Consider the following 17,586-nt stretch of genomic DNA (forward strand, 5'->3'; position numbering starts at 1 on the left):
GGAGAGGCACAAGGCCCCTCCATGATTTTTGTTATACAGAGTACCCAGCAGGCTCTGTAAGGTCAGTAAGCGCCGTATGAGCGTTACGACGGTAAGTAACGACAGTCTCATAAGCGAACATTGTACCTTCGTATTTATCGAATCCAGGCACCTTGTGAATCGCCGATCCTTTATCATCTTCCATCCACTCGAAGTCAGACAGTTGATACAGATCAATCTCATCCATATCTAAGAAGTACATCGTGTTAGAGTAGTGGTAACGGTCAACAATCAGCGGACGTCCATCGTACTCAAGAGCCTTGTAACCGCCCTCTAGCTCCATCGGATTCGTATAACGCACTAATTGTTGCAGTAATGCCTCGTAAGACGCTCTAACGCCATATGATCCTGTCATAAGGTCAATCTTGCCGCCAGCTAGCTCAGACAGATCGAGTGCTTGACGCATTAATTGTTGAGACAATGCACGGTTGGTACCGCCGTTAGCCATAACGCTTGGCTTCCAGTAAGTGTCTGTTGCTGGGTTAATAGCTTGCAAAGTCAATGCTGGGTTCATGATGCCACCTAATCCCATTGCCTCTACGTTTAAATCACCAGTAACTACGGCATAGTCCGTCGCAGCAGTAGTAAGCGCTGCTCCGTTGATTGTAATTGTTTTATTTGTGGTGTCGATTGCTGTGATTTGACGACCTGTTACTGTTACGACGTTACTGTTATTCACGATATCAATCAGCATACCGACTTGGAAGTACTTAATTTGGTTTACAGTCAGTGTGTTGACCGTCGTATTCACCGCAAAAGTAGCAAGTCTACCAGTACCATCACCGAACAATGCGCGAGCGCGTTGATCCTTAAGGTCGCGTAACAATCCTTTCATTTCAGAATCTAGAGCGCGGATAAATGCACCTTTATCGTTACGCATAGCCTTGATCGTCGGTCCAGTAATTTCAATTTGACCATATAGGTACTTCACGTTGGCTGTGGATTGCTTGTACTTTTGATTCCCCGCAGATGGTAGAGCAGCTCCTTCGGAACGGTAACCAACGCCGTTATTGCGGCCAATATGCAAAGGCACATAGAATTCCTTACCTGTTGCCTCTTGCTTCTTCTCTACCAACTTCTGAATCACATAGTTATCATTGTTAAGCTGTTCACGAACTGGACCCAAGTAGTCTTCTTTTAGTACTGCTGATGCGGCTGTCAAATCAAATGCCATATTATATCGCTCCTCTATTCAGTCGAATTTAGTCGGTTCATTGCTCTCTGACGCGCCTCTGCTAGGTTTTTAGCAGGTGGTGTCGCCAATGTTCCTGTTTTATTTGCAGATGTTACTGTTGGGATGCCAGCTTTAGCTGAGATAAGCTTCTTCATTCCAGCTTTCTCTGCTGCAGCTAATTTCTGCTCGATTTCATCGTGCTTCATGGCCTTTAGGGCGATCTCCATGTTGGCCGTTTGATTATCCACCATGAATTTGTAGAGAGAATCTGAATCAACGCCTCTTTCTTTGGCGAACTCATCGAGTTTACCCTTGAATTCCGCGAATGTTTTCGACTTCTCCTCAGCCTCTTGTTGCTCTTGCTGCCGCTGTAACTGCTCTTTCTCCAGTTGATCAGCTTTAGCAGCCTTAGACTCCAACTCATCCAAGCGCTTGAGCACCTCAGGCGGCACGTTCTCGCGCTCTGAACGTTCTTGAAGTCGTTCCATTTCAATCTTTTCCTTGATTGTCATAAGATCAGCGCCGTGTGCTTGTTGCAGGTAATCAGCCACGTACTTGTAATCCTCATGACCCTTGTACTTTCCTTCCAACTCCTGATACTTGGCTTGCCATTCAGCTTCTTTCGCTGATAAACGCTTGGCGAACGCCTTCTCAAAGTTGCTATCTTTCGGCTCGGCGGCAGCCTGTGAATCTACGCCCGTTGTTTGTACCTCGGCGGCCGGTACACTTTCAACGCCCGATTCACTACCAATAGCCCCTTCCATTTCGAAAAGGGGTTGTCTCACTTTGAACATATGAATTCCTCCTATGTGCGGCGACCACATATCATTAACGCCCGATATCGGATTATAAATATAATAAGAGCCAATGAAGTCTCATCACTGGCTCGTTGCATTTTTATTTGCTTGATATTGAATCAGAGTTTTGCTCATATCGTGCTGTTGATCCATTCCTTTGAGTTCCTTTTCATGTTGTAACTGTGCCTGCGTTCGCTGCATCTCTGCCGCTGTTTTCACCGCATCCAGTTGGAGTTTCTTCTCCTGCATCTGATTCGACTGAACTTTCAAGGCTTTATCCGCCTCAGCTTGTTGCTGTTGTGCTTCCAAAGCTTGTTGTTGAGCAGCCTCTTGCGGCGCCTGCATGAACTGAATATGTTCTTGAACGTGCTGATCGATCAACTGTTGGAACTCAGGGGGCAGATTATCATAATCATCTGTCTTCCTGAACCGGTTGTGCTGCTCGATATGCGTTTGATGATCGTAAAAGTCACGTACAATTGGCAATTTAGCAGGCAACTGCGGCCTAGGAAATCCAAGTTCTTCAGGGGTAACGCCTTTTTGTTGGGACATTTCTACACCAACCTTGTAAACTTCCATATCCCTTGAGTACTTCATGAGTGCATTAGCTAAATTAGGATCAGCAAACGTCTTCTGCCACGTCCTGTTTTCGAACCTCGCTTTGTTCTCATCCTGCAGCGTATCGTCAAAGTAACTGTTGGCTATGGATTCGCCAAGCATACGCACTACACGCCGCGTGTCAGGCTGTCCAGTGTTGGGATTGATAAACATACCTGCGCCCCACATGGACATTACCTTCTGGTCTTCTACGGCTTTGAGCGTTGGCATCGAACTGCCTGGCACAACATCCACTACCCAGCCGTTCTCCAAGTCAGCTCCACTGAACGAAAATGCCTCGACTTCGCCATTCTCCCCAACAATACTAAGCTGTTGTTCTTCGGGAAAATGTTTTTGTACGAGTCGAAGCACCTTTTCGCCCCACTTCTTAATTCCATCCTCATAGGATTGGACTAACAAAGCGAGTTTCGTTTCATCTTGTTCAACTTGAAGCTGCAGCCCACCTAAAGTGTTGTTACCCTTCGGCGTGGATCCTTGGCTAATTTCGTGCGCTCCGCTGATATCTTCCATGTCAGCCTCATCACGCTCCATTGCATTTTGCCATCCTGCGTCCACCGAAGCGCCTTGAACACGCTCTGGCTTCGATCCGGTATTCGGAGTGTAATGGATGATACCGCCAATCTCGTTGGATATCTCATCCTCATCCTCCAGCGTCCCTAGTGGGATCGTCCACATTGGATTGCCCATTTCCTCAAGTATACGAGCCTCAGCTGTACGCTTGATGTTATAGGACTTCTGCGGCGTTGTGAGGTCATTCACTATGCCATCTGAGATAGCCCTACCAGGCACAGGAACAGCAGGAAAGAATACAAACGGAAACTCGCCCGGGTCCGTACTCTTCTCGAGCTCAGTACCACCAGAAACAACAATCCTAAGTCCTTTCGGATACCTTGCACACGGAAGCTCCCAGTAATCATAGACAATAGCCATGTTCTTGTACTTCTTTACAGCTGACTCGGATCCCGATAGCTGGTCGAACGTTTGACGCAGCGCAATCTCCCCATCTGGCTCAACTTCTTTACCCCAGATTTCAGCGATCTCCTCAACATCCATCGGACGTTCTTCCATGGCCCACTTTATTTCCTCGATGTCCTCTGCTGTTGGATCAACCTTCAATGCCAACTGGTCAACAACCTGTGTAACGATTTTACCTGTCTTCATCGGGATCGACTTCTGATCCATTTCCTCATCGAGTTCCTGTATCATCTCGGGATCGATTGAGAGGTCGTCACCCTTCGTCTTATCGACGTACACCTTTAATGCGGGGAAACCATCGACTAGCATATGAAAACGGAGTCTGCGGCTCTTGTGATCCATGCTATCGTCGTTCCATTGATACTTCAGGAACTTTTGTGCACCTCGAGCTGTCTCAATGCGTTCATCATCATCTGTATCAGGTGACACTTCCAGTTGCACGCGGTTCTTGCACAACTTAGCCTGAAGCGTGAGCACAGCAGGCTTGATCTTGTTATATGTGTAACGCTTCTCTCCTGGTCTCAGATCAGGCACAAACACTCGCCGATTATTCTTGTCCCAACTAATCCACTGGAAACCTCGGAAGAATGCACGGTTAATCTGGATTTGCCTAATGACAGCCCAACTCGTACCCTCATCCGACTTTTCTTTGACGAATGTCGCTGAATCTTTTTCCTTTACTTTACCTTTCACTCATGTCACCACCTTTCACTGACTAAAGTTATTGCGTTCGTTGTTTGCGGGTCTTGGGATCCTCTACCTGATCGTTTGATGTAGCGACGATAGTTACTCCTTCAACCTCTACTTTTGTGGCTATAAACGGCAGAAAGTGAAGGTCTGGGAAGCGTTGTGCATCCATGCCTTGTTCATTCGCGTGTTCTTCGTCTTCAGCAGCAACGTAATACTGCAACATCCCACTCTTTAACTGGTATACATTCATATCAAAACTCCTTATGAAACAAATTGGTCGTAGTCTGTCTTTGGTTCATCTGGTTGCTCAGCTTTCTTCTCACGCACAACCTTATTCGTATATTCCATGAACGTAGGCGCTTGAATGCGATCGAGTAGATCTTTGCGTTCTGACTTCCACGCTTCACGCTCAATGTTCATCTCTTTATCCTTGTTATGCAACGATACTGCAAACACTATTGCTAGGAATCCGTATATCAGAAGTAATCCACCTTCAACCAACAAACTCACCTCTTTTCTTTTTGATTGGCTTATCGTATCTAGCGAGATTGGCCGCCGCTCTGCCTTCTGATGTGGAAGTGTCAGGTTTGTTCTTTTTCATCCGTTCACGGAAGTCCAATGCTTCATCGTTCATCGCATACCTTACAGCATCGATCGAGTGATTGTTCTTATCAGGGTAACCGGCTTTAAAATTACCATGAGCATCTTTATCTAACTCGTACGACAAAAACTCCCTGGCAGTCTCAGGGCATCGCTGATCATCAATGATGATTGCCTCAAGATCCTGAAGGAATTTCACACCATACTCCACAGTATCAGGCCCCTTTTTAACTCCGCCAACGCGTAATCCATATTGTAGTAGCTCATTGATAGTTCTTGGATCAGCTGAATCACAGTTGATATAGTCATTCTTTTTGTTTTCTTCGGATATATGCAAATAAGCCGCATGTGTAGATAAGCGGACTTTGTAAAGTTCATGGTAAATGTATAACCTCTTATGCTTGCGGTCGTAGTGCATGACGTTGTAGGATAGTGGATCTACAGAGTAACCAAAGTCCATACCTCGTCGAACATTCTCGAACTCCTCGATTTCTTCATCGCTGATTTTTCGTGTTTGAACATTATCAAAGATTTCTCCACCTGTACCGACTACATCGCCCAAGTATTCGTGTTCATACGCCTTGGGTTTAGTCAACTTAAGGTGTTCCGCCTCGATGATGAACTGTTCACCTAGCCATTCAATTGGAACCGTCTGATACGTACTGTGGTGAGTTATGCGGTCATCCCTTGTGAAATTAACCTCCGTGTTCACCCAGTTGTTTGCTGACTTTGGCGGGTTGTACGAGTAAAATACGGTGAATTTCTTACCTCCACGCATAAGGGACTGGTTGATCATCCGGATCTCTTCCATACTTGTAAACTCGTCAAGTTCTTCATACCAGATGAACTTTGTGTAACCTCGTGCATACTTTAAACCCTTGATCTTCTTCGGCTTATCCGCGCCCCTGAAGCGTATCTCTTGTCCAGTTGGTTTATAAGTCAAAACTAGCTTGGTTTCAGGTACGTCCCAGAACTGCGAAACGCCTAACGCTTCTATTGCCCATGTCAGTTGCTCTTTAACGGATTCACCAAGCGTATCCTTTACTTTACGGAGAACCACCGCATTGGCTAGTGGATCGGACATGATCCCCAGTATGAGCTCAACACTGATAAACGATGATTTAGTTGATCCACGCCCACCACTTAGCCAATAATGAGTATGGCCATAGCGTTTAATGTCCTTGTGTATTTCGTAAAACGAAGGGGCGACACATTCCGTGAGTGCAATCATTTGATATCATCCACGATCGTTACTCCCACTTGCACATCGCCGCTAAACTTCTCGACTGGCTTATAACCGCCTCGATCAAGAATATCTCTTGCTGCCGTTATTCTATCCTTGTCCATTGACGAAGGGTTCAACATAATCTCTTTTAGCACTGCGTAAGCCTCAACAGCATCCTCAGCAAAGATTTGACGCAAGTCCCTGTTAAGCTTCTGTTCAGTTTTGTTGAGATATTGTTGAACTTCAACAGACTTCAACAATCTTGAACCCTGACTGTATGCTGTTTTCTCGGAGTAACCAGCAGCAATAGCAGCTTGAGTCGCATTGTTACCGTTTTTGAGGTACTCCGTAACAAATATCATAATTTGCGGCCTCAAGTCTGACATATCATTCACTTCCTCTCTGTAATATACATACCAAAACCAATGCCACCAAATGCAAAAAGGAAATGACCCCCAACATAGCGCATCGAGTGCGTCTAGCATTGAGTTCACTTCCCTTATGCACTAACTGGGTATATGGATCCGAAGGGGTCGCTATAGGTCTGATGTGTTTCAATCAGCACATGTTCGGCTGTGTCTGCGGTCATCACCGTATTAACAAGAGAGTTGTAACGCACGACTGCGCACATAGCTATCAATACGTTAGCAACTTTCTCCTGATACTATTACTATACTCTAGGTAATGGTCAGATAACGGTCGCATAAAGGTCGCATTCTCTCGCCTTTTCGTGTGTTTCAATCTCGACTAACTTCGTGAATCTTAGTGCATCCGTCAATCTGCCCATAGCCAGCCTGTGATGCTTCTTTACCGTTGTGACTCCGCAATGCTTACGCTTCGATATCTGTTGCAACGTTATATCCTGCATCCACTTTAACCGTATGACTGACAACTGTTCTTCTGTGAGCGTATCGAGCGCGCCTTCAATCTCGATTACGGCTGTTTTGTACTTCTGGTAGTCTAAGTAATCCTTGTCGCTTGTGTAGCCCATATCAGCAGGCTTGCCAACCAGTGCGAAGAATCTCTCCGGCGCGCCCGATCCGCCTGGCATTCCTGAATAATTCGCTATCCCTGCGCTCGGTATCGGTTTGTGTCTCTCATACACGTTAACCGCATGCTTGTAGGGCAAGTATCTCTTCAGCAACTCTTCTACCTTGCTCATTTGTATTCACCTCACTCAGTTAGCATTTTCAAAACACTTTCCTCGGTTTCTTCCGTTTCAATCTCAACTCCAGACCTGAGAAGTAATACAGCTTTATTACTCAATCTTCCTGTTGAAATATTTCCAGATGATACTCCATACACAGCATCAATCGCTTCTTTCCTAACGTGAAAATCTACAGTGTAATTGTATCCATCTCTTTTAATTCTTCGCTTAACAGTTATCATGTCTTGTTACTCCCTTATCCTAAAATACCCCTATACGGCCCACGTTCCACTGTGGTTATTCGGTCGATTCGGAGGCCTTCGGAAAGTTCAAAATCTCACCAATTTGCGCTTCACCCGACTTTATTAGTCGATCCATCATCAAGGTAACATTAGCAGGTGGCTCTTCATTGAATTTCTTTCTATATAGTTCGCGGTAAGTTTCAGTTAGCGGCTCTACGTAATGTTCTTTCAAAGCCTTGTTAAAATCTTTAAAGTTCATTCGCTCATCCCCCTTATAGAAAGGCGCTCACTAGGAGCGCCATGATGCGTCAATCAGATTCCGTCGAGCCTTCTGCACTCTCATATGTCGCTTCGAAAATATCAGGCTTACATGGGTATACCTCGCCTTTTACACCTTTGATGATGTAATCCCCATGATCTCCACGCATCGTACCTTCAAGTGTCTTTATATCGCAATACGTTTTTGTAAACTCAAATGGTCCTGAATCCTCATCTTCGCTGTATGTAATGATTTCATTTGTGGTCACTTTGTCTTGGAACCAATCAGGTCTAGCGTCCATACCCATTCTAAAAGCCTCAATCACCACTGGCTTTTTGCGAAAGTATCCCATCTACGCCACCGCCTGTGATCCGCCATCTAACTTGCCTACACGCTTCTCGATGGAATCAATCCACGTTTGCATATCAAGGTTCGACTGCTCTAACGCTGAGATTCTTTCTTCGACTGTCTGTCCAGGTACTTCCACACTTTGCTGTCCTTCAGCCACTGGACCGATTGCGGGGACGTCCGGTACTTCTGGCGCTTCGGCTCGGGGTAATTCTGGAAACGGTACCTCCGGAGTTACGCTGTCTTGAATGGTCTCAGTAGCCTGTTCAACAGGTGCGTTATCCTCACTTGTAGCGGTTGTTTCGGCAATCCCATTGTCCGCACGAAACTGGCTTACCTCGGACTCTTGAATCACTATGTAACTCTTAAGCGCATAATGCGGAATCGTGAATGATTCGCCTGTAGCTGCTAAATTAACCGTGTATAACTTGATGAAAAGTGGGTTGTCAGGAATAACATTATAAATTGTACGCTCCAACTTAATTTTCGCATCATTCTCTGCTTTCTTGCGCTGTTCTTCCTCGGTATTTGTAGTTTTCACACCTGCTGTAGCAGATTTTAGTTGTTCTTGAAGCTGTGCAATTTCTTTTTGTGCTTCTTCTAGGAGGTTTGCAAGATTTGTTCTGTATTGCTGAGTTTGTGTATGATCTAACCGTTCCTGCTCGCGCTCACTTTCAGCCTTTTGACGTTCCTCAGTTTCCTTTTTTAACCGACTTACCAAATCACTGTTTTCACCTTCGAGTGTTGCAATTTGTTGACTTAGCCCATCAACTCCAGTTTGAAACAATCCCTTGATGGAAATTGTGGCCGATTGATAAAACGATTCATCGATCATCACATCTCGTAGCGTCATCCCATTGCTAATATCCAAGTTCTCAATTTCGTTGAAAAAGTCATCCGTTGACTGTGTTACTCGATCTTCATGGGCTTGCTGGATCTGGGTAATCTTCACCTGTGTCGCCTGCTCCTGCTCTAGTTCTTTCTTAGCCTCATCCAACGCATTAGCCGTTTGATTTACCGCAGCCTCATTACGCGGACTTTGATTGTTCAATGCCTCTAATTCAGCTTGCAAACGATCAACTTTTTGTTGTGCAGTTTCCATGTGTTACCTCCCGAATTTTCACGTAATTTATTACGTTAATTATACCATATTTCAGCAAAAACAACCATTAAATCAGTGTATTTAATCAAAATTTAATCATGAGTGCCTGAATACTTACGATAACTTTTAAATGCTAATTCTGGCGTTGTCTCACTTCCTTTCGTATGGAATCCGATCGCTTGTTTCGGCACGTCTTTCTGCTCCAATTTATCAAGCCGATGTTTCAGCGCTTCTATCTGCAGATGCTGGTGGTAAATTACTTTTTTAGCTGCTTCGTCTGTGATCTTTGATATCAACGACTCGTTCATTCAAACCACCACCTTTCGTGACCGATTTAAACGCCTCTGTGAGCGCCAAACTATTCTTGATGATATTTGGGTCGTCCGACATTATCAGAACTCCACAGTGACGCCCTGAGGCGCTTGTAACGCTTGCCATAGTCATAGCCATAATGTCATCGCTCCTTTTTGTACATCGCACACGCTCGATAATTAACTCTATGATCAGTACCAGGTCCATGAGTAATGCCCCTTAACTCGCATTTGTAGTATTTGTTCTGACCTGGCTGAATTTGGATGAGATTATCACATGTCTTGCATTTTTCATTGGGGCCTTTGCCGTAAAGAACAACCATTGGGTTATCATAGTCACGGTCGACCACTTGTTTATCGTCGAATAACTCTACTTGGCTCATCTCGTCACTCCCCATAACAATATCCAAATTGGCATAGATAGCAGAAATCCGTAGAATAGTCCCTTAGCTGTGCTCAGGTCATCTTTCATACTGGAACCATATCAGGGTTTTCGTGGATGTTGCCAATGACTTCTACATCGTAGTCTGTCCAACGAAAATGATTGCTTGTGCTGCATTCGATGTAGAAAGAAGCATTCGCAAAAGAAACTTTTCCCGTTCGTTCTGGCATATTATTCAGATAAGTGTCGGTGAAAGAAACAATATCCCCCTCATAAACTTCCTTGCCGTTGCGATCCTTAAGTCCCGTAAATTGCATAATAGTTAACGGCTGCCCTTGGTTTTTCCATACTAAGCAATCCCCTGGCTTATCGTCATAAAACATCTTTGGTTCGTATTGATGCGAATATCTGCCTGGATGCCATCCTCTGAACTTATATTCTTTCATGCTATCGCCTCCACATGTTTCAAATAATCAAACACTATGCCATTCTCGTGATGAACTTCACGTATACACTGAGTGAAATGCTTGTAAGGGATGCTGCTGCCGTAAAGGGATGATGCTATTACAAATTCTTGCAAGTTCATGAGAAATATCTGTCCGTGCGATTTGAAATCGATAATTACAAACGCTATGCCGCCGTTCTTTTCCCAATCAATCATGAAGTCGATTTGATGCTGTTCTATATTCGCCAGTGGGAACCGCGTCTTGTTCTCAGTTTGTTTAGCATCGAACGCTATTGCCATTCCCTTGTAAACGCCTAGGAAGTCCACTGTGCTCTTTTTCTCAGGGAATGCACTAACTATCCTCTTACCGTTCCTAACGACCTTCCAGGGCGTAGCAACCTTCTGTATCTGCGCGATACCTTTGGCCGCATACTGCTGATTGGCGTATTCGATGAGTGTTTCTAGTCCCATCCCTCTGTTTGCATGCGCTCTGCTCTTCACCACTTCTCCCTCCGAACTTCTATCGAGCTGAACCAGTCGCCGTATTCCTTGGCTTTCTCCCACGCTTTGGTCGCGTCCTTTGTTTTGTAGAGTAAGAAGCCATTATGATAAATGTTTATGATCATGCCCCAATCCCCCTCGCCCCCGCCAATATCCCCAGCACTCGCTTCACCGTAATCTTGTACCTCTCCTCATACCACTTCGCAAACTCCGCATCGCCCAAATCAGAGCGAATTTGCCGCGTTTCGAGTACGCTCTGCACCACGCCGTCTAGTCGTTGTAGCTGCATCATGCTAAGCCCTCCCCTTTCGCCTGTAGCATCTCTTTTGCTTTATCCCTCGTTAACCCTGTCAGATCCCACTTCACCGTTCTGTGATACAACGTCGAGTCAGGCATGCCGATTCTTCGTGCTATCTCCGACTTGTACTCACCATCAGCAATGGCCTGTATGTACTCATCTGCCGTGAACACGATGGACGGATCACCTTTCTTGCGCTTGTTCACAAATGGCGGTTTCACTTTCGGTATTTTCTTAGGTGGTATGCCTCGTTTCTCTCTTTCACGTCTGAGTTCGTACACTCGGCTAAGACTCTTCTTCTTTTTCTCGGGGTCCACTGCTACTCGCTGCTCTTCCCGATGCGTTACAGCAATCAACTGTTTACCCAGTGCGTTGAGTTGATCTGGTATTGGGCACGTCTTGCAGCATTCTGTATCCGTACTCTTGCGGTTAGGGCAGACTAAGCAGTTATTTGCCTCGATCACTTCTATCTGCCTAATCACGATTAGTCTCAGCTTACGTTTCTCCTTGCGTTCAATGGCGTTCATGGTTATCGACTCCTTTGTATGGTGTCTGTTTATTCCGCTATACGGCTGCCGCCTTCGGCTAGGTGATTCGGTCGTTTCGAAGGGCCTGCGGCCTAGGATATACCTTTAATTTTATTTGCAGTTACTCTATATGGAATTGTGTCAATATAAATAATTGCAGATCCATCACCCTGTACACCTTCAAGCATTGCATCCCATTCTTTATTCACCATCACTGGATCTCCGTTTACATATTCCATAGCAGATTCAATGTATTTAACAGCTTTCATTTCTCGTCACCACTTTCTTTGTTTTCTTGGCACATACACTCTACATATCCAAGCAAAGCACCAGAACCCTGTTCTACCCATTCTTCATCGTTGCAAATCTGGCATTTTGGTTTCTTTTGTTTATCACGCATCATTTTTATTAATAGTGATTGATTTTTCCGTCCGATTTCTGGTGTCCAGTAACTTGTCATATTCCATAACACTCCTTACAAAGTTGAGTTGAGTTTCCCTCATCGCCTGTCAGCACAACACAACATCGGCTGCAATTAACATTGTCCCAATTATCAATACCGTTCCTCACCCAATTTCTAAAGCTTGATTTAAGAATTTTCGTAGTTAAGTGAGTACCTCCGCCGATAACGTACATACCGCGGTTATTTGTGAGATAACATTTGGCAAATACAACACGGTCACCATCAAATCTAAGTATTTTTCGCCATATCTTTTTACCGTTTGAGTAGATACCGCCTTCTTTAAGTTCCATGCATCTCACCTACCATGGCAATAACTCTGTATCATCTACAGGTTTTGGCTTCAGTCCTTCGTAGTATTTAAATGCGGCCTCAATCTGTTTCAACGTGACACCTTTTGCTTTTAACGTCCGAATCGCTTGCTTTACTGCAGGATCATCCATTTTCTTTTGTTGCTCCGTTACTGGTAGAAAATCAAATTTGCTCATAGTACATCTCCTCTCTTCTCTCCTGCATCAATTTAAGCTCCGTCTTGTAACATCATTCTGTCTCCGTGAAGTCTCTGCATAACATCCTTGGTGCTTTGTAACATTAAGGCATCGTCGCGCTCTCTTTTAGCGAGTACATCGTATACCTTCAGGAAGTGAGCTCTATCAGCCATTTCATTCTCAGAAAGGCATAGTGTCCTGAATCCAATGGATTTAACAACCTTCTTAGTCGTTCCTGTTAGGTAATTCATGGCTTCCTCAATGTTCCAGTGTCCCCATCGCCGTATCGCATGCATGACATCGCCCCATGCCTCAATTGCTGTTTTCTCGGGCATCACAGTTATATCGGCGATCCTAGCGCGGACATCTGCAATCGTTGGCGGATAAACGGATTCGGCGATATATTTTTCGATAGCTGCTTCAGCAACATAAAACTCTGTATCCGCGAGCATCTTAGACCATAGCGAAATGGTTAGTTCCTCTTTATCCTTTTCAGGCCAGTTGCGATAATTTACTGAGCACAATCCAATAAGTTTAATAACCTCCGTTTGCTTCACGTCTTTCAGCCTCCTCAGCTTGTCTATACAATTCTTGAATTTTATTTACTGATGACGGTTTGCTTTGGGCTTGTCCGCCATTTATAACCGTTAATCTTTTTTTCTCGAATTCGTCATATACCCAACCAGTAAGAACATGGTAATGGGACTTATATTTAGGTTCTTTAGAAAATATATAATTGCTGAGTTTTTCAATTGCCCATTTTACCGCTTCTTCCGATCCATACTTTTCTATCAACTTTTCATATTCAATTTTTGATAGGGAGACATTTTGAGCGTAAATATCTTTTATTACTTCTTCTTTAGCCTTATTAGGCTTCTTTTCTTTATTACCCTTATTATTTATTGCCCTCGCTCTGCCCTCACTCTGCCCTTGCTCTGCCCTCGCTTTGTCCTCTTCATTGCCTTCTACTCTGCCCTTGTAGTTATCAGAATCTTGAAAATACCCATATTTAACAATGGTTAGAAGCAACCCCTTCTTTGCCTTTTGCACTGCCTCGTCCTTTGCCAAGAATTGAGCACGTTCCATCTTGTCTATTGCTGTCCTTACGATTTTTATAGTTACGTCTTTATCCGCGATATCATCCACTAATTGTTGATATGAAGTTGCCACTTGCCCGCGCTTTAAGGGAATGATTTCACCGTTTCTAATGACATCTCCATCCTGCCACTGAGCTTGCAAAAGTATCTCCATCATGACCATTCGATGCGCACATTTCAGAGATAACCACAACGACGATTTTCTTACTTGACGAGCTACCATGACGTAACCGCCTGGTATTACTGCCTCTGACATGTCAGCACCACCTAAACAGCCTTGCTGGATTCTAAAACGTCATTTCTAATCAGGAACATGATGTACTCGGTGCGAGTCTTAAAATTCTCATTTTTCCATTTTTCGTCGATACGATCCAAGAACTTGCGATCAACACGCATTAACACTGTTTTTGTTTCTTTCATTTGAACCGCCTCCTTATAGTTATATTGTATCACATACTATCATACTAATGTATATACAATATGATGTTTGTGGATAAAAATTTTTGGTGTGATATAATCCGACATGAGGTGATACTATATGAGTCAACAATTTAAGAAGATTCGCACTACCTTGACCATAGATCCAGAAGTGTATAAATATTACGAGAAGCTTGCAGAAGATCAGGAACGCTCTCTTAGTTGGATCATTAATAATCTGTTGAAGCAAAATATGGAGAAGAAAGACGGGAGTAAGTGACTACTCCCCGTTTCCCTTCTTAAAATGCCCCCACGCAATCTCCTGTTTCAGTAACCGTAGCATCATCAGCGCGCCTTCGTACTTTTGTATGTCTTCTTCCTTCTCGCTGTCATCATACGGTCCGCCGAACACGTGGCGCTTTTTCTCAATCCACTGTAGTAAAGTTTGCTCGTCTATCATGGCGTGGCCTCCAGTACAGCGAGGGCTGAGCGACAGATTGCTTCAGCCGCAGTTTTTGCTATATATTCCCGATAAATTTCACCACTAAATGCAACGAAGTATTGTCCGTTATGCATAAGTTGCATTGCATAACCTTTTTCGTGCATCTTCTCGACTACTTCCCATGCTGCTGATATGTCGGTCGAATACGGTTCGAGTAAATCAGGATCGTCTACTCGTCCAAACTCCATGTGTTGCATCCATGACTCAAAACCCTCATCAGAAACAACACATCCATCGCCATACTGCTGAACACTGTCCAACACGCACAAGTTCATTACTTTCTCAGCCACAAGCGCATCCAACTCTCTGCCTGGCTCCATCGCCAATATTTCTTCACGCGTTAACCCTCTCATGCCTTCGCCTCCAGTAGCTCAATGACTTTATAGTTCGGATGCTGCCTTGCACTAATTTCTTTTAGTTCAATCGCAAATTCCTTGCTTATGTTGAATGTGTAGTCATATAAAACTTCCGGATCCTTGTCCAACACTTCGGCTATTTCGCCAATTTGATCATTAGTTCCGATGTAAATCTCTTGTGACCCGATGCTGGATATGAATGCGTAGTTATCGTTGCTCATAGTCTCCTCCTAAACTTACTCCAACCGTATGATATGACGTGCGGCAAGTAGCGTATTCGGTCTATCCAGATGGTCATAGGGACCTCCTTATGCATATAAATCTTGTGTTCATTAATTCGCTTCCAAAGACTTCACTTTCCGTTGTAACAAATCGTTTTCCGCTGTTAATAGTTCAACCTGCGTTACCAATGCCAACATTTTCCCTCTTACTGGATCAGCGTATTGCATTGCCAATTTTTTAATTTCCATCAACTCGATTACATCCACGTTCATCATCCTTCCCTTAGGTATCTCAGTATTCATGAATTTCCGTTGCTTAATTACTCTGACGTACCCGATCTTCGGCCCATTCCAAAGCATCCGATAACTCGTTATAAAGATTCTTTGATCCACTTTCATAAATACAATCGATCATATCGTTGGCAGCTACATTCAATTCAAAAAGCTGGATGCACCAAGTTTCATCGACCGTGAACATCATCATCTGATGTAATTCACGAAGTTTTTTAATCAGATCTTCCATTTGTTCACCTCATGATCTTCGATATTCAGTCCTGTCCGTCTCGCAGACGAGACATTTCCAGTTTGTATCGCTGCTTGATAAAGTCCGAATGTCTACCACTTTTAACATTCCGGTGCCGGTCCGCGATATATGCATGATGTGCGTGATCAATTGACCTGCTTGGATTGCTCCACCATGACTCTGTGTATTTACCATTGCCATCGGTGAACCGACTCTTAAATCCATTAAATTCTCCTGGCTTTGATTCGTAACGCCACATTTCAAATTTCAAACGTCCTGCCATTATTTTCACCTCATGTATTTCAGTATTCATTTTGATACTTCGTCACGAGTCCAACCGAAGCAAATCTTTAGAGCGCCAATACTCAACGTCCATCCGAATAAATCACCGAAAATCTGCCACCCATGAGTAGTAAACCAACGATTCACAAGACCCGTTTGTTTCTTTGTGCGCCACTTGAATCGAATAGGGAAATATAGATATTTTGGTTTCATATTTTTGAGTTCGCCCCTTCATTTAGGATGAAATCTTTTAGGCTCTTTAGTTCCAAAATTGCAATTTTTGCAGAAGTGTCATAAGCAAACATTTCATACTCTGCTATACGTTTTTCAACCTCTTTTAAGATAGTCGGAGCATGTTTCACTATGAACACTTCCTATTCATTTTGTTTCGTGTTTTTCTAGCCAATCAATCAAGCGGATTAACAAAGGTTGCTTTCTCGGTTTGTAATCTTCATTCATACCCGCAACCATCGCTAATCCAATTACAGCCATTACGATTCCGAATATAGCCATTTAACGGACACCTCGTATTCATTTTGTTCCGTCGTTTAAATATTGTTCGCACGTTTCTATTAAAGCCAAAGCTTCAGCTTCGCATCTGGTGTTTTCTGTTACGACTTTGAGGGCTTTCATAAGCGCCGCAATGCAATATCCTTGAGGATGTGGGTGCATGTAATTTGCTATATCACCTGCTAGATCAGCGTGAACCTCTATTAGATTTTTAAGTTTTTTAGGTGTCCTTACCCTATATTTCATATGACACCCCCATGGATAAATTTATTCAATATGTTGCCTCGGACTTTTTCAAATCCTTAACAGGATTAAGTTGGTTATAGGAATCCAATGTCCATTGCGAAGATTCACATTTCTTGCACAACCTGCCCCCAATAACTTCTTTATGCCTTAATGTTCTAAAATCATCATCAAACTTTACGCCACATAAGGATTGTAACGATTCTCCGAACTGTATATGTGTTACTACCTTGCCAGATGTTTTGATATACATACGCTCACCCCACGGACAATTTATTCATTTTGATACTTTGGACTTTTTCTTCTCGATCACCTTAATGCGAATTGTTCCCCGATCATAATAAGATTCGATATTCACTTTCTCTATGTTCTCGCCATGAGCTTTGATGAAAGCTTGAACTACAGTCGCAATTGCTTTTTCCAATTCTGAAGTAAATTTATTTCCGTCCATCTCATGTACACCGCCTATTCATTCTTCACATTACGGAGGCCCACCCTCGGCCCCCGCTATCGCTAAGTATTTCGGTCGTTTCGATGGCGCTAGCGCCGTTAATCCATAATGAACTGCAATACTTCTACTTCCATACTGTCAGGTGAATCTAAACTGTCGTCATATTCACTTATTTTGATATCAGCTTTTTTTAGAACACGCAGCGCATCATCCAAAGATTCTTTACTCTCCATCCGGTTCATCAATATTTCCAGCACATCTTCTGACATGTCATCCGGTACGTGAATTTCAATTTCTCTCGTATATTTCAAAATCTCTTCAACTTCTAAAGTAACTTTCTTCATTTCGCATCCTCC

At 43.7% G+C, this 17,586-nt stretch carries 39 protein-coding genes; 1 reads left to right on the top strand and 38 read right to left on the bottom strand.

All coding sequences use genetic code 11. The features are described 5' to 3' along the window. Positions 1–31: 31 nt before the first annotated feature. The 27 genes from A8708_RS11695 to A8708_RS35380 all read right to left on the bottom strand — a co-directional run bounded on the left by A8708_RS11695 (position 32) and on the right by A8708_RS35380 (position 14,145). Positions 32–1,213: a phage major capsid protein gene (locus A8708_RS11695; RefSeq protein WP_068663647.1), complete on the bottom strand. Its 1,182-nt coding sequence runs from the start codon at positions 1,211–1,213 to the stop codon at positions 32–34. A 14-nt stretch (positions 1,214–1,227) separates the two neighbouring features. Further along, on the bottom strand, positions 1,228–2,007 hold the full coding sequence (locus tag A8708_RS11700; RefSeq protein WP_068663648.1) for a hypothetical protein: 780 nt from the start codon (positions 2,005–2,007) through the stop codon (positions 1,228–1,230). A gap of 84 nt (positions 2,008–2,091) precedes the next feature. Beyond that, positions 2,092–4,296, bottom strand: coding sequence for a portal protein (locus tag A8708_RS11705; RefSeq protein WP_068663649.1), 2,205 nt, complete (start codon positions 4,294–4,296; stop codon positions 2,092–2,094). Between the two features lie 28 nt (positions 4,297–4,324). Next, positions 4,325–4,543: a hypothetical protein gene (locus A8708_RS11710; RefSeq protein ID WP_068663650.1), complete on the bottom strand. Its 219-nt coding sequence runs from the start codon at positions 4,541–4,543 to the stop codon at positions 4,325–4,327. Positions 4,544–4,554: 11 nt separating this feature from the next. After that, entirely contained in the window at positions 4,555–4,749 is a 195-nt protein-coding gene (locus A8708_RS11715; RefSeq protein WP_204787517.1) for a hypothetical protein, read from the bottom strand. Between the two features lie 37 nt (positions 4,750–4,786). After that, positions 4,787–6,124 (bottom strand): PBSX family phage terminase large subunit, encoded by a 1,338-nt coding sequence (locus A8708_RS11720; protein ID WP_068663652.1) that lies wholly within the window; start codon positions 6,122–6,124, stop codon positions 4,787–4,789. Next, complete coding sequence (locus A8708_RS11725; protein WP_068663737.1) at positions 6,121–6,504, bottom strand: terminase small subunit; 384 nt, start codon at positions 6,502–6,504, stop codon at positions 6,121–6,123. The genes A8708_RS11720 and A8708_RS11725 overlap by 4 nt, the downstream gene beginning before the upstream one ends. Before the next feature lie 302 nt (positions 6,505–6,806). Next, positions 6,807–7,280 carry an RNA polymerase sigma factor gene (locus A8708_RS11730; protein WP_068663653.1) on the bottom strand — a complete coding sequence of 158 codons (474 nt, stop codon included), beginning with the start codon at positions 7,278–7,280 and terminating at the stop codon, positions 6,807–6,809. Between the two features lie 11 nt (positions 7,281–7,291). Next, positions 7,292–7,507, bottom strand: coding sequence for a hypothetical protein (locus A8708_RS11735; RefSeq protein ID WP_068663654.1), 216 nt, complete (start codon positions 7,505–7,507; stop codon positions 7,292–7,294). Positions 7,508–7,562: 55 nt separating this feature from the next. Next, positions 7,563–7,766, bottom strand: a complete 204-nt coding sequence (locus A8708_RS11740) for a hypothetical protein (RefSeq protein ID WP_068663655.1) — start codon at positions 7,764–7,766, stop codon at positions 7,563–7,565. Positions 7,767–7,815: 49 nt separating this feature from the next. Further along, entirely contained in the window at positions 7,816–8,118 is a 303-nt protein-coding gene (locus A8708_RS11745) for a hypothetical protein (protein ID WP_068663656.1), read from the bottom strand. After that, the gene (locus A8708_RS11750) at positions 8,119–9,216 is read right to left on the bottom strand and encodes a GumC domain-containing protein (RefSeq protein WP_068663657.1); all 1,098 of its coding nucleotides are present in this window, start codon (positions 9,214–9,216) and stop codon (positions 8,119–8,121) included. A gap of 92 nt (positions 9,217–9,308) precedes the next feature. Further along, positions 9,309–9,524, bottom strand: a complete 216-nt coding sequence (locus A8708_RS11755; protein ID WP_068663658.1) for a hypothetical protein — start codon at positions 9,522–9,524, stop codon at positions 9,309–9,311. Further along, a complete protein-coding gene (locus A8708_RS35845; protein ID WP_167355880.1) occupies positions 9,481–9,666 on the bottom strand; it encodes a hypothetical protein in 186 nt (61 codons plus the stop codon). The genes A8708_RS11755 and A8708_RS35845 overlap by 44 nt, the downstream gene beginning before the upstream one ends. Before the next feature lie 4 nt (positions 9,667–9,670). Continuing rightward, positions 9,671–9,910 carry a hypothetical protein gene (locus A8708_RS11760; protein WP_068663659.1) on the bottom strand — a complete coding sequence of 80 codons (240 nt, stop codon included), beginning with the start codon at positions 9,908–9,910 and terminating at the stop codon, positions 9,671–9,673. An 85-nt stretch (positions 9,911–9,995) separates the two neighbouring features. Next, positions 9,996–10,355 carry a YopX family protein gene (locus tag A8708_RS11765; protein WP_068663660.1) on the bottom strand — a complete coding sequence of 120 codons (360 nt, stop codon included), beginning with the start codon at positions 10,353–10,355 and terminating at the stop codon, positions 9,996–9,998. Beyond that, entirely contained in the window at positions 10,352–10,858 is a 507-nt protein-coding gene (gene recU, locus A8708_RS11770) for a Holliday junction resolvase RecU (RefSeq protein ID WP_082927435.1), read from the bottom strand. Before recU ends, A8708_RS11765 begins: the two co-directional genes overlap by 4 nt. Continuing rightward, positions 10,852–10,980, bottom strand: a complete 129-nt coding sequence (locus A8708_RS36780) for a hypothetical protein (RefSeq protein ID WP_275667883.1) — start codon at positions 10,978–10,980, stop codon at positions 10,852–10,854. Before A8708_RS36780 ends, recU begins: the two co-directional genes overlap by 7 nt. Then, positions 10,977–11,147: a hypothetical protein gene (locus tag A8708_RS35370; protein ID WP_157264702.1), complete on the bottom strand. Its 171-nt coding sequence runs from the start codon at positions 11,145–11,147 to the stop codon at positions 10,977–10,979. The genes A8708_RS36780 and A8708_RS35370 overlap by 4 nt, the downstream gene beginning before the upstream one ends. Continuing rightward, on the bottom strand, positions 11,144–11,680 hold the full coding sequence (locus A8708_RS11775; RefSeq protein ID WP_068663661.1) for a hypothetical protein: 537 nt from the start codon (positions 11,678–11,680) through the stop codon (positions 11,144–11,146). The genes A8708_RS35370 and A8708_RS11775 overlap by 4 nt, the downstream gene beginning before the upstream one ends. Positions 11,681–11,772: 92 nt before the next feature. Further along, positions 11,773–11,949: a hypothetical protein gene (locus A8708_RS35375; protein WP_157264704.1), complete on the bottom strand. Its 177-nt coding sequence runs from the start codon at positions 11,947–11,949 to the stop codon at positions 11,773–11,775. After that, a complete protein-coding gene (locus A8708_RS11780; RefSeq protein ID WP_068663662.1) occupies positions 11,946–12,140 on the bottom strand; it encodes a hypothetical protein in 195 nt (64 codons plus the stop codon). Before A8708_RS11780 ends, A8708_RS35375 begins: the two co-directional genes overlap by 4 nt. Further along, a complete protein-coding gene (locus tag A8708_RS11785) occupies positions 12,137–12,433 on the bottom strand; it encodes a hypothetical protein (RefSeq protein WP_068663663.1) in 297 nt (98 codons plus the stop codon). Before A8708_RS11785 ends, A8708_RS11780 begins: the two co-directional genes overlap by 4 nt. A gap of 9 nt (positions 12,434–12,442) precedes the next feature. After that, a complete protein-coding gene (locus A8708_RS11790) occupies positions 12,443–12,628 on the bottom strand; it encodes a hypothetical protein (protein ID WP_068663664.1) in 186 nt (61 codons plus the stop codon). 32 nt (positions 12,629–12,660) lie between these two features. Continuing rightward, complete coding sequence (locus A8708_RS11795; RefSeq protein ID WP_068663665.1) at positions 12,661–13,185, bottom strand: replicative helicase loader/inhibitor; 525 nt, start codon at positions 13,183–13,185, stop codon at positions 12,661–12,663. Next, positions 13,163–13,981 (bottom strand): hypothetical protein, encoded by an 819-nt coding sequence (locus A8708_RS11800; protein ID WP_068663666.1) that lies wholly within the window; start codon positions 13,979–13,981, stop codon positions 13,163–13,165. The genes A8708_RS11795 and A8708_RS11800 overlap by 23 nt, the downstream gene beginning before the upstream one ends. 11 nt (positions 13,982–13,992) lie before the next feature. Then, positions 13,993–14,145 carry a ribbon-helix-helix domain-containing protein gene (locus tag A8708_RS35380; RefSeq protein ID WP_157264706.1) on the bottom strand — a complete coding sequence of 51 codons (153 nt, stop codon included), beginning with the start codon at positions 14,143–14,145 and terminating at the stop codon, positions 13,993–13,995. Positions 14,146–14,263: 118 nt separating this feature from the next. Here A8708_RS35380 and A8708_RS35385 point away from each other — a divergent pair, with 118 nt between their 5' ends. Then, positions 14,264–14,422: an Arc family DNA-binding protein gene (locus tag A8708_RS35385; protein WP_157264708.1), complete on the top strand. Its 159-nt coding sequence runs from the start codon at positions 14,264–14,266 to the stop codon at positions 14,420–14,422. Here the strand turns inward: A8708_RS35385 and A8708_RS11805 are convergent, their stop codons facing one another. The 11 genes from A8708_RS11805 to A8708_RS11845 form a co-directional block, all read right to left on the bottom strand. Continuing rightward, positions 14,423–14,602 (bottom strand): hypothetical protein, encoded by a 180-nt coding sequence (locus A8708_RS11805; protein ID WP_068663667.1) that lies wholly within the window; start codon positions 14,600–14,602, stop codon positions 14,423–14,425. After that, the gene (locus A8708_RS11810) at positions 14,599–14,997 is read right to left on the bottom strand and encodes a BC1872 family protein (protein WP_068663668.1); all 399 of its coding nucleotides are present in this window, start codon (positions 14,995–14,997) and stop codon (positions 14,599–14,601) included. Before A8708_RS11810 ends, A8708_RS11805 begins: the two co-directional genes overlap by 4 nt. Next, on the bottom strand, positions 14,994–15,221 hold the full coding sequence (locus tag A8708_RS11815; protein ID WP_068663669.1) for a hypothetical protein: 228 nt from the start codon (positions 15,219–15,221) through the stop codon (positions 14,994–14,996). Before A8708_RS11815 ends, A8708_RS11810 begins: the two co-directional genes overlap by 4 nt. Positions 15,222–15,332: 111 nt before the next feature. After that, positions 15,333–15,524: a hypothetical protein gene (locus A8708_RS35390; RefSeq protein WP_204787519.1), complete on the bottom strand. Its 192-nt coding sequence runs from the start codon at positions 15,522–15,524 to the stop codon at positions 15,333–15,335. A gap of 13 nt (positions 15,525–15,537) precedes the next feature. Continuing rightward, complete coding sequence (locus A8708_RS11820; RefSeq protein WP_068663670.1) at positions 15,538–15,744, bottom strand: hypothetical protein; 207 nt, start codon at positions 15,742–15,744, stop codon at positions 15,538–15,540. A gap of 25 nt (positions 15,745–15,769) precedes the next feature. Continuing rightward, positions 15,770–16,027 carry a hypothetical protein gene (locus A8708_RS11825; protein WP_068663671.1) on the bottom strand — a complete coding sequence of 86 codons (258 nt, stop codon included), beginning with the start codon at positions 16,025–16,027 and terminating at the stop codon, positions 15,770–15,772. 208 nt (positions 16,028–16,235) lie between these two features. Next, the gene (locus tag A8708_RS35395) at positions 16,236–16,388 is read right to left on the bottom strand and encodes a hypothetical protein (RefSeq protein ID WP_157264712.1); all 153 of its coding nucleotides are present in this window, start codon (positions 16,386–16,388) and stop codon (positions 16,236–16,238) included. A gap of 16 nt (positions 16,389–16,404) precedes the next feature. Continuing rightward, entirely contained in the window at positions 16,405–16,539 is a 135-nt protein-coding gene (locus A8708_RS36785; protein WP_275667884.1) for a hypothetical protein, read from the bottom strand. Between the two features lie 18 nt (positions 16,540–16,557). Continuing rightward, positions 16,558–16,782, bottom strand: coding sequence for a hypothetical protein (locus A8708_RS11835; RefSeq protein ID WP_068663673.1), 225 nt, complete (start codon positions 16,780–16,782; stop codon positions 16,558–16,560). A gap of 274 nt (positions 16,783–17,056) precedes the next feature. After that, entirely contained in the window at positions 17,057–17,230 is a 174-nt protein-coding gene (locus A8708_RS35400) for a hypothetical protein (RefSeq protein ID WP_157264714.1), read from the bottom strand. Positions 17,231–17,328: 98 nt separating this feature from the next. Then, positions 17,329–17,574 carry a hypothetical protein gene (locus A8708_RS11845; RefSeq protein WP_068663675.1) on the bottom strand — a complete coding sequence of 82 codons (246 nt, stop codon included), beginning with the start codon at positions 17,572–17,574 and terminating at the stop codon, positions 17,329–17,331. Positions 17,575–17,586 lie beyond the last annotated feature (12 nt).

The sequence above is a fragment of the Paenibacillus oryzisoli genome (assembly GCF_001653565.1).
Taxonomy (GTDB): Bacteria; Bacillota; Bacilli; order Paenibacillales; family NBRC-103111; genus Paenibacillus_E; species Paenibacillus_E oryzisoli.